16 protein-coding genes and 1 pseudogene are annotated in these 14,782 nt (G+C 69.6%); 7 read left to right on the forward strand and 10 right to left on the reverse strand.

The window, feature by feature from the left end:
• Positions 1–131 precede the first annotated feature (131 nt).
• The 5 genes from C6361_RS13500 to C6361_RS13520 all read right to left on the reverse strand — a co-directional run bounded on the left by C6361_RS13500 (position 132) and on the right by C6361_RS13520 (position 5,700).
• Entirely contained in the window at positions 132–509 is a 378-nt protein-coding gene (locus tag C6361_RS13500; RefSeq protein WP_107267962.1) for a hypothetical protein, read from the reverse strand.
• Positions 506–1,537, reverse strand: a complete 1,032-nt coding sequence (locus C6361_RS13505) for a WXG100 family type VII secretion target (RefSeq protein WP_159079316.1) — start codon at positions 1,535–1,537, stop codon at positions 506–508. Before C6361_RS13505 ends, C6361_RS13500 begins: the two co-directional genes overlap by 4 nt.
• Positions 1,538–1,660: 123 nt before the next feature.
• A complete protein-coding gene (locus C6361_RS13510) occupies positions 1,661–2,059 on the reverse strand; it encodes a hypothetical protein (RefSeq protein WP_107267964.1) in 399 nt (132 codons plus the stop codon).
• 29 nt (positions 2,060–2,088) lie between these two features.
• The gene (locus C6361_RS13515; protein ID WP_199853478.1) at positions 2,089–3,483 is read right to left on the reverse strand and encodes a cellulase family glycosylhydrolase; all 1,395 of its coding nucleotides are present in this window, start codon (positions 3,481–3,483) and stop codon (positions 2,089–2,091) included.
• 99 nt (positions 3,484–3,582) lie between these two features.
• Entirely contained in the window at positions 3,583–5,700 is a 2,118-nt protein-coding gene (locus C6361_RS13520) for an MMPL family transporter (RefSeq protein WP_234359476.1), read from the reverse strand.
• 127 nt (positions 5,701–5,827) lie between these two features.
• Here C6361_RS13520 and C6361_RS13525 point away from each other — a divergent pair, with 127 nt between their 5' ends.
• Together C6361_RS13525 and C6361_RS13530 are read left to right on the forward strand one after the other, a co-directional pair.
• Entirely contained in the window at positions 5,828–6,397 is a 570-nt protein-coding gene (locus C6361_RS13525) for a MarR family winged helix-turn-helix transcriptional regulator (RefSeq protein ID WP_107258117.1), read from the forward strand.
• A 144-nt stretch (positions 6,398–6,541) separates the two neighbouring features.
• Positions 6,542–7,144: a cyclopropane-fatty-acyl-phospholipid synthase family protein gene (locus tag C6361_RS13530; protein WP_107267966.1), complete on the forward strand. Its 603-nt coding sequence runs from the start codon at positions 6,542–6,544 to the stop codon at positions 7,142–7,144.
• Positions 7,145–7,161: 17 nt separating this feature from the next.
• Here C6361_RS13530 and C6361_RS13535 read toward each other — a convergent pair whose 3' ends face one another.
• Positions 7,162–7,743 (reverse strand): TetR family transcriptional regulator, encoded by a 582-nt coding sequence (locus C6361_RS13535; RefSeq protein WP_107267967.1) that lies wholly within the window; start codon positions 7,741–7,743, stop codon positions 7,162–7,164.
• Positions 7,744–7,835: 92 nt separating this feature from the next.
• Here C6361_RS13535 and C6361_RS36990 point away from each other — a divergent pair, with 92 nt between their 5' ends.
• Together C6361_RS36990 and C6361_RS13540 are read left to right on the forward strand one after the other, a co-directional pair.
• Positions 7,836–7,985, forward strand: coding sequence for a hypothetical protein (locus C6361_RS36990; protein WP_159079317.1), 150 nt, complete (start codon positions 7,836–7,838; stop codon positions 7,983–7,985).
• A gap of 174 nt (positions 7,986–8,159) precedes the next feature.
• Complete coding sequence (locus C6361_RS13540) at positions 8,160–9,680, forward strand: carboxylesterase/lipase family protein (RefSeq protein WP_107267968.1); 1,521 nt, start codon at positions 8,160–8,162, stop codon at positions 9,678–9,680.
• 129 nt (positions 9,681–9,809) lie between these two features.
• Here the strand turns inward: C6361_RS13540 and C6361_RS13545 are convergent, their stop codons facing one another.
• The gene (locus C6361_RS13545; RefSeq protein ID WP_107267969.1) at positions 9,810–10,223 is read right to left on the reverse strand and encodes a hypothetical protein; all 414 of its coding nucleotides are present in this window, start codon (positions 10,221–10,223) and stop codon (positions 9,810–9,812) included.
• Positions 10,224–10,723: 500 nt separating this feature from the next.
• Positions 10,724–11,008 (reverse strand): hypothetical protein, encoded by a 285-nt coding sequence (locus C6361_RS13550; RefSeq protein WP_107267970.1) that lies wholly within the window; start codon positions 11,006–11,008, stop codon positions 10,724–10,726.
• A 268-nt stretch (positions 11,009–11,276) separates the two neighbouring features.
• On the opposite strand from C6361_RS13550, the gene C6361_RS13555 reads away from it, so the two are divergent.
• Positions 11,277–11,876, forward strand: a complete 600-nt coding sequence (locus C6361_RS13555) for a dihydrofolate reductase family protein (protein ID WP_107267971.1) — start codon at positions 11,277–11,279, stop codon at positions 11,874–11,876.
• A gap of 152 nt (positions 11,877–12,028) precedes the next feature.
• On the opposite strand, the gene C6361_RS13560 is transcribed toward C6361_RS13555, so the two are convergent.
• Together C6361_RS13560 and C6361_RS13565 are read right to left on the reverse strand one after the other, a co-directional pair.
• Complete coding sequence (locus C6361_RS13560; RefSeq protein WP_107267972.1) at positions 12,029–12,559, reverse strand: pyridoxamine 5'-phosphate oxidase family protein; 531 nt, start codon at positions 12,557–12,559, stop codon at positions 12,029–12,031.
• A gap of 246 nt (positions 12,560–12,805) precedes the next feature.
• The gene (locus tag C6361_RS13565; RefSeq protein WP_107267973.1) at positions 12,806–13,354 is read right to left on the reverse strand and encodes a DUF4240 domain-containing protein; all 549 of its coding nucleotides are present in this window, start codon (positions 13,352–13,354) and stop codon (positions 12,806–12,808) included.
• A 132-nt stretch (positions 13,355–13,486) separates the two neighbouring features.
• Between C6361_RS13565 and C6361_RS13570 the strand changes: the two genes are divergently transcribed.
• Positions 13,487–13,981 carry a GNAT family N-acetyltransferase gene (locus tag C6361_RS13570; protein WP_107267974.1) on the forward strand — a complete coding sequence of 165 codons (495 nt, stop codon included), beginning with the start codon at positions 13,487–13,489 and terminating at the stop codon, positions 13,979–13,981.
• A 588-nt stretch (positions 13,982–14,569) separates the two neighbouring features.
• A pseudogene (locus tag C6361_RS13575) lies at positions 14,570–14,767 on the forward strand (IS5/IS1182 family transposase); the annotation flags it as partial.
• Positions 14,768–14,782 lie beyond the last annotated feature (15 nt).

Genomic DNA, 14,782 nt, shown 5'->3' on the forward strand with positions numbered 1-14,782 from the left:
TCACACAGTCGCGCCGGCGCCCGGCCGACCGTCGATGTCGGTCCGGCGGCGGGGCGACCGGGTACTGGTGACCGCCGCCCGCCGGTCCCGCCGACGGGCGCTCTCCCGGTCGGGCCGGGTCGGATCGACGGCTAGCGGCTGGGCCGGCTCTCCGGATCCATCGGGTCGAACTCCTCGTCCTCCTCGATCGCCCGGACGATCTCGTCCCGGTGTTCCGCGACCATCCGGTCGAGATGCCCGCGCAGCAACTCGGCGTTGGACGACTCGCCGGAGTAGATCCGGTCCCAGTCGTCCTCGCCGGCCTCCACCAGCCGGGCCAGGGTACGCATATCGTCGCCGAGGTCACCGCGCAGCGCCGCCTCGTGGAGGGCCCGGCGTTCCTCCTCGGTCGGCCTGTTGTTCCGCTGGAACCGGAGCATCTCCTGCAACGCGGACTCCATCGCCGCGTTCAGCTCGGCCGTGGCGGCCCGCATCTGCTGCTCGATGTAGGCGAAGTCGGGGGAAGTCATACCGCGCCCATCGCCGGGACCGGGCCGGTCACCGGGGCGGGCGGCAGCTTCGCGACGCTGAAGTAGTCGACGCATAGCTCGATGGTGCTGATCAGCATGGTCAGCGCGTTCAGGAAGACCTGGACGACCTTGATGGCCTTCCAGACCATCGTGATCCCCTCCTTGACCGTCTGGATCAGCTTCCACTGCCCGTAGGCGGGGATCGCGGCGTTCGACAGCGCCGCGCTGACGAGGCTGACCAGGGTCCTGATGATGTCGACCACCACCTGGGCCATCTTCACCGCATGGTCGATCATGTCCCAGAGGTGGTCGCCCATCTTCCGCATCGCACCCGCCTGCTCGGTCAGGCTGGCAGTCCACCGGTCCACGTGGGCGGTCGCCGCGTTGGCCGCGTCCCCGCTCCAGGTCCTGGTGATCGCCTGCCGTCCCGAGGCGAGGTTGGCCTGCGCCAGATCGAGGCAGTGGGCCACCGCCCGCCACGCCTCGACGTGTCGGGCGGCCTTGTCGATATCACCGGCGAGCCAGCGGGTTACCTTCTCGCGCGGGTCCGGACCGCCGACCCAGACGACGAGGTCGCAGACCTTGTCGAAGACGAAGCCGAAGGAGACCTCCGGCAGGTCCGGCATGCCGGCGCCACCGCCCCCCGGTGCGACCAGAGCACCGGCCGGCGAACCGGGATCGCTGAACCCGTTGGCCTCGCCGTCGTCGGTGACGAGGCCGGTCTGCCCACCGGCCAGCCTGGTCAGCCGGCCACTCGACCGTTCGTCGGCCTCCCGGTACGCGGTGGCGGAGGAGTCGAGCCCGTCCCGGGTCTTGCCGAGCCGGAGGCCGTCCTCGGCGAGTACGTTGTGGAACTTCGGGATCATGCCGGCGTACGGGCCGGTGATGAGTTCGAGGATCCGGCCGAAGTCGGCGTCGGCGATCTGCCCGGCGGCGTAGTCCCGGGCCGAGCCCATGTCCGTGGAGACCCGCCCCACCTGCTGGGCCCAGCCTCGCAGGTCGGAAAGTTCAACTGAGACAGCCGTCACGACAGACCCCCCGATCTTCACGTATCCGCCCCGGGTACCACCCGCCCCGCGATCGGCCATCGTGGATTGTGCCACCGGGTCCGCAGCGCTACAACCCGTCGCCGGACCTCGTTGGCAGGCGCGTCAGTGGGTCCGCCAGAACGTCACGATGAGGACGATCTGGACGGCGACGACGCTCAGCAGGACAAGCCACTGGCGACCGAACGACCAGTGCCGGGCGATCGACCAGAACACCAGCCCGACACCGGCGACCCCGGAAGCGATCATCGGAACCATCCAGGCGACGTCCCCGCCGGTCGCTCCGAACACGGCGGCCAGCAGAGAGAAGAGGACCGCACCCCAGACGAAGGTCTCCCGGAGAAATCCCTCGGCCAGCGCGACCGCGGCGGCCCGGAGAAAGCCGCCCCACCCCCGCCGGCGCCCGGCGGAGTCCGACGCGTCGTCGATCTCACCCGCCCGCTCGTACGCCGCCCGGAACAGCGGGCCGTCCGCCTCGGTCGGCTCACGCCTCTGCTCGGACACACCGACACAGTAGTCGACCCGGGCGACCGTCAGAAGTCGTCCGGAGTGCGGATCCGGTCCCGGATCCAGAGCCCCGCCTCCTTCAGCCGGGCGGTGCCGCCGAAGGCGCCGGCCGCGCAGGTGCCTTCGGTGAAGACCGCACCGGAGCGGAAGTCGTCGGAGAAGTTCCAGTTCACCCAACTGATCTTCCGGCTGGCGAAGAGGTCCAGGTAGCGCTGGGCCATCACGAAGTCGTTCGGGCCGTCGCCGGAGTAGTCCTGGGTGCCGAACTCGGTGACGAAGAGCGGCAGCAGCTCCGCCGCCCGGCTCACCGTGTCCAGGTAGTAGTCGTCGTGCGAGGCGGCGTAGAAGTGGAAGACGTACATGACGTTGCCGGCGCTGACCGGGTTGGCGGCGATGACGTCCGCGCCGCCGCCGCTGCCGGAGGCGCCCAGCGACGACCAGTCGGGGGTGCCGACCAGCACCACCGCGTCGGCGTCCCGGGTACGGATCACCGGGATGATCTGGTCGGCGTAGCCCTTGATGGTGCTCCAGGTCACCCCGGCCCCGTTCGGCTCGTTCGCGATCTCGTAGATCACGTTGTTCTTCGCCCGGTGCCGGTCGGCGATCTCGGCGAAGAAGGTACGCGCCCGTTCAAGGTTGTGGTTCGGGTCGCCGGGGGTGAGCATGTGCCAGTCCACGATGGCGTACATGCCCCGGGCGGTGGCCAGCTCGATGTAGTCGTGCACCATGTCGGTGAAGCGACGCGGGTCGGTCTCGTAGCCACCCTCCTGGATGTACATCGAGATCCGCAGTACGTCGGCCTGCCACTCCCGGGCGAGTACGTCCAGCGAGGCCGGGGTGGCGCAGTTGGCGTACCACTGGATGCCGTGCGTGCTCATCCCGCGCAACTGGATCGCCTTGCCGGCGGCGTTGCAGAGCTGCCGCCCGCAGACCCGGAGCTGCCCGTTCGCCGCCACCGGGGTGCGCCCGCCCGGCGGAACCGTCGGCGGGACGCCGGTCGGGGTCGCCGTCGGGGTCGGGGTGGGCCCGGTGCCGCCGCCGCAGGGCTGGCCGTTGAGCTGGCAGCCGTTGGGGGCGCCGGGGCCCGCGCCGATGAAGCCGAAGGTCACCGAGGCGCCGGGGGCGATCCGGCCGTTCCAGGAGAGGTTGCCGAAGGTGTGCCGCTGGCCGCTGCTGCTCAGCGTGGCGTTCCAGTGCGAGCCGACCGTCGTCCCGGCCGGCAGGTCGAACTGCACCCGCCACGAGGTGAGCGCCGTGCCGCCGCCGTTGGTGATGGTGTAGCGGCCCTCCCAGCCCGAGCCCCAGTCGGAGACCTTGGCGAACGAGGCGGTCGGGGTGGCGGCGGCCGGGGCCACCGCCGCCTGGGCGACCACCGTCGCGGGTACGGCCGCGACCGCCGCGACGAGCCCGGCCAGCAGCAGCAGTCTGCGGGTACGCCTCACGATTCCTCCGGCATTCGACGGCGGGCGGCCCGACCGGCACACGTCGAGCCATCAACTTCTGTCGAACTATAAGGAGAACTAACTATCCCCGCAACAGGACCCGGCAGCGACGCCCTGCCGGTCCAGGGCCGCCGGATCGCCCCGGTGCGGCCGACCCGGCCACCAGAACCGCTCCCCGAAGAGCGTCGCGATCGCCGGAACGAGCAGGGTACGCACCAGCAGCGTGTCCAGCAGTACGCCGACCCCGACGATGATGCCGATCTCGGTGAGGGTGACCAGGGGCAGCACGCCCAGCACCGCGAAGACCGCGGCGAGCAGGATCCCGGCGCTGGTGATCACCCCGCCGGTGGCCGCGAGCGCGGTCAGCACACCCCGGCGGGTCCCCTGGTCCACCGCCTCCTCCCGGGCCCGGGTGGAGAGGAAGATGTTGTAGTCCACCCCGAGGGCGACCAGGAAGAGGAAGGAGAGCAGCGGGACCTCGGTGTCCAGCGCCGCGTAGTCGAGCACGTGCACGAAGAGCAGGTTGCCGACGCCCAGCGCCGCGAAGTACGTCGCCACGACCGTGCCGACCAGCACGAGCGGCGCGACGAGGGCCCGCAGCAGCAGTACCAGGATCACCGAGACCACGCCGATGACGAGCGGTACGACCGTGCGCAGCCCGTCGATCGACGCCGTACGGGTGTCCAGGTTCGCCGCGACCGCCCCGCCGACCAGCGCGTCGGCGCCCGGTACGGCGTGCACCGCCGTACGCAGCGCCTCGATCGTGTCGTAGCTCGCCCGGCTGTCCGGCTCGGCGGCGAGTACGACGTCGATCGCGGCCAGTCCGTCCCCCTGTTCGGACGGGCGGGCCTGGGCCACCCCCGGGGTACCGGTGACGGCGGCGAGCACCTCCGCCTGCCGGTCGGCCCGGGCGACCACCACGGTCGGGTCGGCGGCACCGGCCGGGAAGTGCCGGCTCAGGGTCTCCAGCGCCTCGATCGACTCGGCCTGCACCCGGAACTGTTCGGACCGGCTGAGCCCGAGCCGCGCGTCCGCGATCCCGGCCGCCAGGACGGCGAGGAAGACCAGCGAGAGGGCGGTGATCGTCCGGGGCCGACGGGCGACCAGGGAGCCGGCGCGGGCCCAGATCCCCTGGTGCTTGACCGGTTGCCCGGGGCGCGGCACGAACGGCCAGAAGAGCCCGCGGCCGCAGACGACCAGGGCGGCGGGGAGCACGACGAGCCCGAAGAGGGCGGCGATGGAGATGCCGATCGCGCCGGCCACCCCGAGGCTGCGGTTGGTGGTCAGCGGCGCGGCGAGCAGGCAGAGCAGGCTCAGCACCACCGTCGTCGCGCTGGCGGCGATGGCCGGCCCGGCCGAGCGCAGACTCCGGCGCATCGCCTCGCGCCGGTCGTCGTGCCGGCGCAGCTCCTCCCGGTAACGGGCGATGAGCAGCAGCGCGTAGTTGGTGCCGGCGCCGAAGACGAGGACGTCGACGATGCCGATCGTGGACGGGTCCAGCCGCAGTCCGGCTTCGCGGCTGAGCAGTGCGAGTACGGAGTTGGTCACCAGGTCGGCCAGCCCGACGACGCCGAGCGGGACGAGCCAGAGCCACGGGCTGCGGTACGTGACGAGCAGCAGCGCGGCCACCACCAGCACGGTGATCGCCAGCAGTGTGACGTTCGCCCCGGAGAAGGAGGAGGCGATGTCGGCCTGGAACCCGGCTCCGCCGGTGACCTGTGCGGTGAGCCCGGCGGGCAGCCCGTCGGCGGCGATGCTCCGTACCTCGGTGACTCGGTCGATGGTCTCCTCCACCGGCCGTTCGGCGGCCAGCGGTACGGCGACCAGCGCCGCCCGCCCGTCCGGGGCCGTCACCGGCGGTCCCACCCGGCCGCCCTCGGCGAGGGCCGCGAACCGGGTCGACTGGGTCGCGATCGCCTGCCGGTCCGCCTCGGTCAGCGCGGCGTCGTCCCGGGCGTAGACGACGAGGGCGGGGTTGAGCTGTCCGCTGGGCAGCCGCTCCCGCAGCGCCTCGACCCGTGCGGACTCGGCGTCGGCGGGCAACCCGCCGGCCGGATCGTCGTCGGTGCTGGCGCTGCCGCCGAGGCCGATCAGCACGGCCGAGGCGAGCACCGCCACGGACAGCACCAGCCAGGCACCGAGCCGGCCGGTGATGGTCCTCAGGATCGTGCTGGTCAACCGCGCTGCGCCGCCCACGAGGCCCCTCCCGACCGATAATCTCGCCAGGAAAGCATCTTGCCATAGGATTATCTCGGCTGCCGAGATACTCGGTGAGGGAGCTGATCGTCCGGCGGTATAGTGTCGACGGCCGGAGAGGGGGCAGGTGTTGGCGGACAGCGTCTTCCGGCGACCCGACGAGCCCCGTGCCCGGCTGATCAGCTCGATCGTGAGCCAACTGCGCCTCTACGTCGCGCACGCCCAGCACATCGGCGAATCCTTCGCCGCCCGCAACGCGCTGGGCCACGCCGACCTGCACGCCCTGCTGGTGGTCATGGAGGCCGAACTCGCCGGCCGGCCGCTCACCCCCAGCGACCTGCGCGCCGAACTCAACTTCTCCTCCGGCTCGGTGACCGGGGTCGTCGACCGCCTCGAAGCCGCCGGCCACGTCTACCGGGACCGCGACACCGCCGACCGCCGCAAGATCTTCCTCCGGTACGCCGAGCCGGGTGTCGCCGTCGCCCGGGAGTTCTTCGCCCCGCTCGCCCGGCGTACCGCCCAGGTGATGCGGGGCTTCGACGACGCGGAGCTGGAGATCGTGCAGCGCTTCCTGACCGCCATGGTGGAGAGCGCCCGGGAGCACCGGGACGAGTTGCGGGCCGAAGCGTCGACGGCACAGCGCAGCCGCGTACGTCGCCCGAAGGATGCCTCGGGGACCGGTTCGGGGCAAACGTGAACCCGTCGACACGGGGTATCCAGCTACCCGGCGATGTCCGCGAGGATGCTCGGCCCGGCTTGCCGGTGACCGAGCACACGGTGCGTCCGACGATCGGGAGGGGTGCAATCAGGTGTGTGAGCAAACGGTTCGGCGAGTGACGTCGTGATCTGCCTGCTGCCAACCCGTGCCCAGGATCTCGTCGCCGGCGACGCCGTGCCGTTGCCGGACGCGTCGCCCGGGGTCCCGGCGGCGGCCTACCGGCAGCGGTGGGCGGTCCGGACGATGGGAGTGCTCCCGCACGACCGCCTGTTGGAGATCGGCTGCGGTCGCGGCGTCGCCGTCTCCCTCGTCGCCAGCCGGCTCCGTGGTGGGCGGATCGTCGCGATCGACCGGATGGCGTCGATGGCCCGGCTCGCGGCCGAACGCAACGCGAGCCACGTCGACTCCGGCACGGCGGAGATCCGGCGTGCCGACTTCGGCTCGGTCGACCTCCCGACCCGATACTTCAGCAAGATCTTCGCCGTGAACGTCAACCTCTTCTGGCTCGGCGCCGCGACGCAGCAGATCGATCGGGTCCGGGACCTGCTCGCTCCGGGAGGGCGGCTCTACGTCTTCGGCGAGCGGCCCACGTCCGTGCACGCCACGGCGAACCTCGTCTCGACCGAGCGGCTGCTCCGGGCACACGGCTTCGCCACCACCAGGTCGATCGAGGTCCGCAGGCAGGGCCGGGTGCTCACCTGCGTCACCGCCCGGCCGACGCCCTGAGCCCGGAAGGTCGTGCGTCACTTGGCTGCGCGGGGCGACACGTCGATGGCCACCGCCGCTGACCGGGATCGTGGCCGCCGAACCCGCCCTGGCATGGTTTGCAGGCTGAACAGTGTCGCGTTCTCGCCCAGCCCCGGCAGGTACTTCTGGATCAGCGCGGTCATGGTTGTCAGGCGGTCCAGGGAGGCGCGCTTGTAGCGCGCCACGACCTCGACGGAGACGTTGTGTTCCAGGACGCTGCCCTGTGCGCCGAAGGGGTCGCACAGCACCACCCGGTCGGAGAGTGAGCGGCTGAGGATCTCAGCCACCGCTGCCGCCCGCTCGGCCATGGGCAGCTTCTCGTCGATGCCGGCGGCCAACTCGCCGGCCAGTTCGGTCAGCCACTCCCGCAGGAAGTGGTCCAGCAGCTCCAGCAGCACCGCCTCGCGAGACTCGAAGTAGCGCAGCACGTTCGGCTTCGCCAGCCCCACCCGGCGGCTGAGTTCGTTCAGGGTGACCGCCGCCACGGGCATCTCGTCGAGCATCGCCGACGCCGCGTCGAGGATCGCCCGTCGGCGGATCTCCCGCTGCTCTTCGGTCCGCGCCCGCTGGTACGACACACCGAGACCGTGCAGGTGACCACCCGGCCGGGTACAGCGAACGTAGCACCGGCGGCGGTTTCGTCATCTCGGGCTCGCCCAGTACCCGGAACGTGCTCGCCAACCTGTATCTGGACGAGGATTCGGTCGACCCGGAGGACCTCGGCCACGTCGGCGTCGTGCTCAACTACGTGATGGCGAACGAGGACCTGAAGGCGCGGCGCTTCGACCGTGCCTGGATCGTCTCCGACTTCAACGGCTGATGCCTCGGCAGGGTCTGGCCCAGGTGTTCTGATGGATTGATCGGGGCTGTCGTCTCGGTGGCGCTGCGTTTCACGGCCTGGCCGTGACAACGACGTCAGGGGTAGAGGTAGGTACACCTCTCCGGGTAGGAAACCTCATTCCGGCCGCCGCTGGTCGGATGACACCTTGAGCACATGCGAATCCTGACGACAATCGCGACCGTCGTCGCGCTGCTGGCCCTGCCGGCGCCCACGCCCGCGCCGGCGGCCGCCGGGCCCGGCAATGTGCGCACCGATGCGGGCTGGATAGCCGGTACGGTGCGTCATGATCATCGGCTCTTCCAGGGCATTCCCTACGCCGCCGCACCCGTCGGCGAGCTGCGCTGGCGCTCGCCGCAACCCGTCGAGCGGTGGGCCGGCGTCCGTGCTGCGACACGGCCTGGCAACCGGTGCGCCCAGACGGCTGACAGTTGGGGCCTGCCGGCCAGCGACAGCGAGGATTGTCTCTATCTCAACGTGACCGCTCCGCGCGGCGCCTCATCCCACCGCCGCAAGCCGGTGCTGGTCTGGCTGCATGGCGGCAGTCTGACGAAGGGTGCCGGCAGCGACTACGACGCCACCCGCCTCGCCACGCGCGGCGACGTCGTCGTGGTTACCCTCAACTACCGGCTCGGGATCTTCGGCTTCTTCGGTCACCCGGGGCTGTCCAACGGCGGCGCGTTCGGCCTGGAGGACCAGCAGGCGGCGCTGCGGTGGGTACGGCGCAACGTGTCCGCGTTCGGCGGTGATCCGAACAACGTCACGCTCGCTGGCGAGTCAGCGGGCGCGCACTCGGTATGCGCCCAGCTCACCTCCCCGGCCTCGGCCGGCCTGTTCCACCGCGCGATCACGCAGAGTACCCCGTGTTGGAGCCAGGGCGACCTGCCGCCGGTCCTGAACGTGCCACTCTGGGTCCCTACCTCGGCGCACGAGGGGTACGGGCAGATGATCGCCGACCAGGTCTCCTGCCCTGATGTCTCCTGCCTCAGGGGTAAGTCGGTTCTGGAACTCCTCGCCCAGCCCTCACTTCCGCTCCCCGGATACGGCAACACCGTGCTACCAGAAGACCCGGCAACAGTCTTCGCCGAGGGACGCTTCCACCGGGTGCCGATCCTGTCCGGCATCACCCGGGACGAGGGCACCATGTTCGCGTCGATGATGTTTCCGAACCTCACCGCCGCGCAGTACGTCGATGGCATCACCCAGATCTTCGGGGAACGGGCACCGGCCGTCCTGGCCGCCTACCCGCCCGGCGACGTACCCACCCAGAGCGCTGCCGCCGTGATGAGCGACCTCGACTGGGCGAGGCAGGCGCGGGACACCGACCGACTGCTGGCCCGGCACGTACCGGTCTACTCCTACGAGTTCCTCGACCGGACCGCGCCGCAACTGTTCCCGTACCCCGACGACCAGGTGGAGCCGATGGCTTCACACGGCTCAGAGCTGCCGTTCCTCTTCGACCCGTCGTGGGAGTCCGCCCCGCTCACCAAGAAGCAGCGTCGACTCGGCGACCGAATGATCGGCTACTGGGCACGGTTTGCCGCCACGGGTAACCCGAACGCCCACGGACTACCGGCATGGCGGCTTCACCCGTACGTCCAGGGCCTGGACCTCGACCGGGTAGGCCGGTTCGACCGGACCGCCGCGCACCGGTTGACCTTCTGGGATGGGCTCTGACCCGCATCAGCGGCCGTACGGATACCGCCCTGCGCCCCGCCGCCGCGCTGTCAGCGTCGTACGCGCCGACAGCGCGGCTGGCGGGCCGACCCAGATTGTGAACGGCCGGCGGCTGCCGGTCGCCGGATTTCAGGGCACGAGCAGGCGTTCAAGACGCTCGACCGCGCGCAGTGCCTCGCCCCGGTGCTTGGCCTGTTTGAGCCAGCCGGGCAGTCGGGACACCACCGAGGCGTTGGCCGTGCCGTGCCGTTCTCGGAGGCCGGCCCGCAGAAACTCCTTCAGGTAAGCGAGGTGGCGCGGATTGAAGGCCCACAACGTGTGACCGGCGCACGGGGTCTGTAGCCACAGTGGTAGACCGAAGCAGTTGTCCACCAGGGCTGCGGGCACCATCACCGGACGCAGCCCATAGCTCGCGTTGGTCGCCGTACCGCAGCCGTCGCAGTGCAGAGTGACGAAGCGGTGCTGCGGCGCCGCTTTCGCCCGGCGTTCGACGTACATCCGGCGGCCGCAATGGCCGCACCGCTGCCGCACGCTGATGACCACCGGCCCCGCCCAACTGTGGGGGAGGTGACGTCGGCAACGGCCACATTCACAGCCGGCCGACCTGTGCTGTCGGCGGGAGAACCCACAGGTCACGCAGGCAACTGTCGCCGGCCTCCAGGTCCGTCCGACACCGTCCCATTCCCGCGAGACCTTCGCCGCCGCGCCGCACCGGGCGCATCGCACGACGAACTCACCGGAGAAACCGGCCAACCACCGTCCGTCGTCAACGAAGCGCCCCTTCATCACCGGCTGAGTGTAGGCAGCAGAATCTGGCAGAGCCTCGGGAATTTCCTCGCGAGGGTTCGTATCCAGCCGAACAGTGCCGGCGTCCTGGCGCCCGCACCCTCTGATGACGTGACGGTCGGCTGTAGTTGTCACTCCTCAGCGCAGCAGTGGGCCATCTCATCCTCAGCGCGCTCGGCGGACTGCTCGCCAACGCCACCAGCCCGCGCAGGGCCATCACGGTCGCGGGACCGCTCATCCTCACTAGCCCGCTGCCGCTACCCCGCCGCCCGGGTCCCGGGGTTGACCAGGACGACGAAGTCCCGCTGCACGCAGTCGGCTTCGTCCTCGGGAAACCACGTGAACGCCAGCCGGCCCGGCGACATCGCTTTGGGCCGTTGCGCCGTCGCCCGGTACCGACCGCCGGTAGCTGCGAGCACCGCCTCGTTCGTGGTCACGATCGAGGTATTCAGGTACTGGACGAGAGGCCCGACGGTGTCGCCGTCACGGCCGAGCAGCCGCAGGAACGCCTGCGTGCGGTTGTGCCGCAGCGCAGCCGGCAACGAGTCGTGCAGCCTGACGGTCCGGGCTCGCTGGTCGTGGGTCTCCCATCGCCCGAGGTCGGCGATCGCGGATGCCAGCGAGCACGGATGCTTCTCGATCGCGGGCGCCGAGCGGCGGGAGTCTGGGAACGTTTACGGCAGGGTGTCGGATCTGCCGCAGGACGTTCGTAGAACAGGTGGGCGCAGTCGGTGTGGCCTCCCGGGACAGGGGAGTCATGAGACGGCCCGAAACTTGATCTGGTTCGATCGACCATCGAGAGGTAACGGCATGGGCAAGCTCATCTACGTGACGAACGTGTCGCTTGACGGCTACATCGAGGACGAGCGGGGTGTGTTCGCCTGGTTCCCCCTCGACGAGGAGGTGTTCGCGTTCACCACCGACCTCCTGCGGTCTGTGGGCACGTTCCTCTACGGCCGGCGCCTGTACGAGGCGATGGCCGTCTGGGAGACCGACGCCACTCTGGCCGCGCAGTCCGACCTCATGGCCGACTTCGCGAGCGCCTGGCAGGCGGCGAGCAAAGTCGTGTACTCCACGACTCTCACCACGGTGTCAACGGCCGACACCCGACTCGAACGCCGTTTCGACCCCGCCGCAGTACACGAACTGAAGGCCACGGCCAGCAGCGACCTCACCGTAGGAGGCGCCAACCTCGCGACGCAGGCTTTCCAGGCCGGGCTGGTCGACGAATGCCAGCTGTTCGTCCTGCCGATTGTCGTCGGCGGGGGTAAGCCAGGGCTGCCGACCGGCATGCGCGCAGACCTCGAACTCCTCGATGAGCGCCGATTCCGCAACGGCGTCGTACACCTCCGCTACCGCGTGCTCGGACGGCGACCGACAACCCCGTCCGACGCGCCGGCGCTTGGCTGACCCGGGCAGCGCTGACGACTGACTCGGCCGGACGAGCCCGCCCATCACGAACTCGGGTTGCGTCAAGGTCGCACTATGCGCGGGCGTCAACGGCCGGGTGCGGACGACGGTGGCGACAGCGACCCTCCGTCCGGGGAAGGCCCCGCTGCGGATCAGGGCTGGGACGCCACGGTGAGCTTTGCCAGGTCGGGGGCATAGACGGTCATCCAGTGCGGATGCAACCGGTAGTAGACCACTTCGTTGTCCCAGTCGAAGAGGTCGTCGCCGTAGAAGTCCTTCAAGTAGGCGAGCACGTCCGGCCAGTCCGTGGCCCGATCGCCGTTCTGGGGGTTGAGGATCTCCACCTTGCCGTGCGTGAAGACGCCGAGGTCCTCACCGCGCATATGCGCGGCGCTGACGGCGGGCCGCGCCGCGAGGTGGCGCGCCTTGGCCGCGTCGCGCGCCGTGCCGAAGTACCACTTGCCGCGCAGGAAGTGCCCGTCCACACCACTGATCCGCGGCTCGCCCTTCGCCGTCACGGTGGACAGAGCGAGGGTGCACATGCCGGTGAGGACCTGGGTGAGCTGTTCCGCGTTCAGCGTGCGCGCGGTGTTGATGATCGAGCGGAGGTGGGAGGTGGAGCGGGCGAGGGAGGCGTCAAGGAGGGCTTGGAGCTCTTCGAGATCTTCCGGGGTTTCGCGCATGGAGGTCCTTGTCTTTCCGTATCTATCCGTGCCGCTGCCCGCGCCTGTCACCGGCGCCGACCGATGAACCTATGCTCCACCCAAAACCTGACACCTTGCGTCATATTTCTTCAACTGGCTTGCGGATGCCAGCGGGCCGCCGAGCCGCCGGTGTGAGAGGCCGGCGGTGCGACGTGACGGCTCCCGGCCGGGCGACGCGCACGAGTGGCGGCACGAGAGCGTGTCCCGTGCGATGACGGCTTATGGCTAGACCGTCGGCCACCCTGCCGGGTTGCTGACTGACTCCCGTGTGATGCCCGAGCCGGTCTCCGGCCAGACGCCGAACCGTTTCTCGTGCAGATGCGCGAAGAGGTAGCACAGTCCCTCGCAGTCGGCGTCGAGCACGGCCATCGCCGGGTTCGCCTGGACCGCCTCGTAGAACTCCCGCCCCATCGCTACGATGAAGCCACGGGCGTATAGAAAGCCGTCGTCGGAGCCATCCGTGACCTCGTGAATGTCAGCGCGGTCGATGTCGTACAGCTTTCGCTCGACGACCCGGTCGAGGGCAACCAACTCGGGGCCCGTGAGCCCGGCGCAAATTTCGCGCAGCGCGGCGAGGAACGGGTCGAGCCACGCGTCGATCGCATACAGGTCGTCGTCCCCGTCGCTGCCCGGATCCCGTTGGAGCAGGGCGCGGCGCAGCGCCGCCGGCTCCGGACCCAGCTGAGCCCACGCCTGTTCCACCAGCAGCCAGAAACGGGCTTCCTCCTCGGCCAAGGGCAACAAGGAGGAAGCAGCAAGCTCGGTGCCGGTCATGGGCGGACGCTAGCCGAACCCACCGACAATCGGAGGACCCGCTGGGGAGGCGGATGTCGAATCCTCACCGATTGTCTGACGGTGCTGGTATGTTCGCCCCGCTCATCGCCGGACGAGGGTTGGGGGTACTTGGTGGCTGACGTGGCACTGCGGCCGATCGAAGACTCCGACCTCGATGCCCTGTTCGAACAGATGCGGGATCCCGAGTCGGTCCGGATGGCCGCCTTCGTTGCCGAAGATCCCGATGACCGCACCGCATTCGATGTCCACATGGCAAAGGTCCGGACGTCGCCTGAGGTGACCACTCGTGCGGTCACCGTCGATGGACGGCTCGTCGGCAGCATCGCCAGCTTCGTCGTTAATGGCGATACCGAGGTCACATACTGGATCGACAGGTCCTTCTGGGGGCAGGGCATCGCCGGCCGAGCGCTCGCTCTGCTCCTGGAGTCGGTTCGCGCGCGGCCCCTGTTCGCCCGCGCCGCGAGCGACAATGTGAAGTCGATCAAGGTGCTGCGGAGAGCTGGGTTCGAGGTCATAGGCACGGAAATCTCGTTCGCCAACGGGCGGAAAGCGAAGATCGAGGAAACGATCCTGCGCCTCGACGAGCCCGCTGATCTTGGTCTGTGACCACCAATGTGACCACGCTCAGTGCGGGAGGCTTCGTGCCACCCCGTCCGGCCGCCACTGCCCGCACCAGATCGATTAACCCCCAGGGATGCAGTTGGGAAACAGATTGTCTTCGCGATGCTCGAACCAGCGAAGCTGTTCACTACGCCCGGAGGCCCCAGACCCGAGCCACCGGAGAATTGAGAGAGGGCGGCCTTGGGCAGGTTAGGCCGAGCTGTCACTGTTCCCCTGGACGTATTCAACCCGTTGCCCCTGACCGACTCCGGTGTTCGTGACTCCGGGAACAACCGAGCGCCGTGAAGTGAGATCGATCGTCGTATGCGAGGCGACGATGCCGGTGGGGATGTCGTTGTCGGCGACGATGATCTGAATCCTCCTGCCGTAGATTTCTGCAAGTGTTACTAGTCGGGCGTATAGGCGCCGGCCAAGTGCCACGTCTGGTTCCCGGTTTCCGATTGCCTTACGTGGCGGATCGATGATCAGAAGGTCAGGTAGAAGGACGCCGGGGTGGGTCGATGGCTGTCGCGAATAGGGTCAGGTGGTAGGCGACGTTCAGGGCGGTACTGGCTCCGCCTGCGCCCGAGGCAGCTGCGCACACCGTTCGAGCGACGCGTCACCGGCCGGAGCTGTCACGTCGAGGGAAGGCGGTCAACCGCGCGCACGAAAGAATCCGAGCCCGCGGCGAACCGCCATCGCCACGCCCAAACCTGGAAGATCCTGACCAAGCTGCGCTGCTGCCCGCGCCGCGCCACCGCGATCCTGCAGGCCATCCTCGTCCTACACTAGGTCGAAGCGAACCAT

Origin of the sequence: Plantactinospora sp. BC1, from assembly GCF_003030345.1 — a bacterium.
GTDB lineage: Bacteria > Actinomycetota > Actinomycetes > Mycobacteriales > Micromonosporaceae > Plantactinospora.

What these genes read in the sequence shown, in the direction of transcription:
- C6361_RS13500 (WP_107267962.1), bottom strand. Translation starts at nt 509, where the DNA reads ATGACTTCCCCCGACTTCGCCTACATCGAGCAGCAGATGCGGGCCGCC.
- C6361_RS13560 (WP_107267972.1), bottom strand. Translation starts at nt 12,559, where the DNA reads ATGCGCGAAACCCCGGAAGATCTCGAAGAGCTCCAAGCCCTCCTTGAC.
- C6361_RS13540 (WP_107267968.1), top strand. Translation starts at nt 8,160, where the DNA reads ATGCGAATCCTGACGACAATCGCGACCGTCGTCGCGCTGCTGGCCCTG.
- C6361_RS13555 (WP_107267971.1), top strand. Translation starts at nt 11,277, where the DNA reads ATGGGCAAGCTCATCTACGTGACGAACGTGTCGCTTGACGGCTACATC.
- C6361_RS13565 (WP_107267973.1), bottom strand. Translation starts at nt 13,354, where the DNA reads ATGACCGGCACCGAGCTTGCTGCTTCCTCCTTGTTGCCCTTGGCCGAG.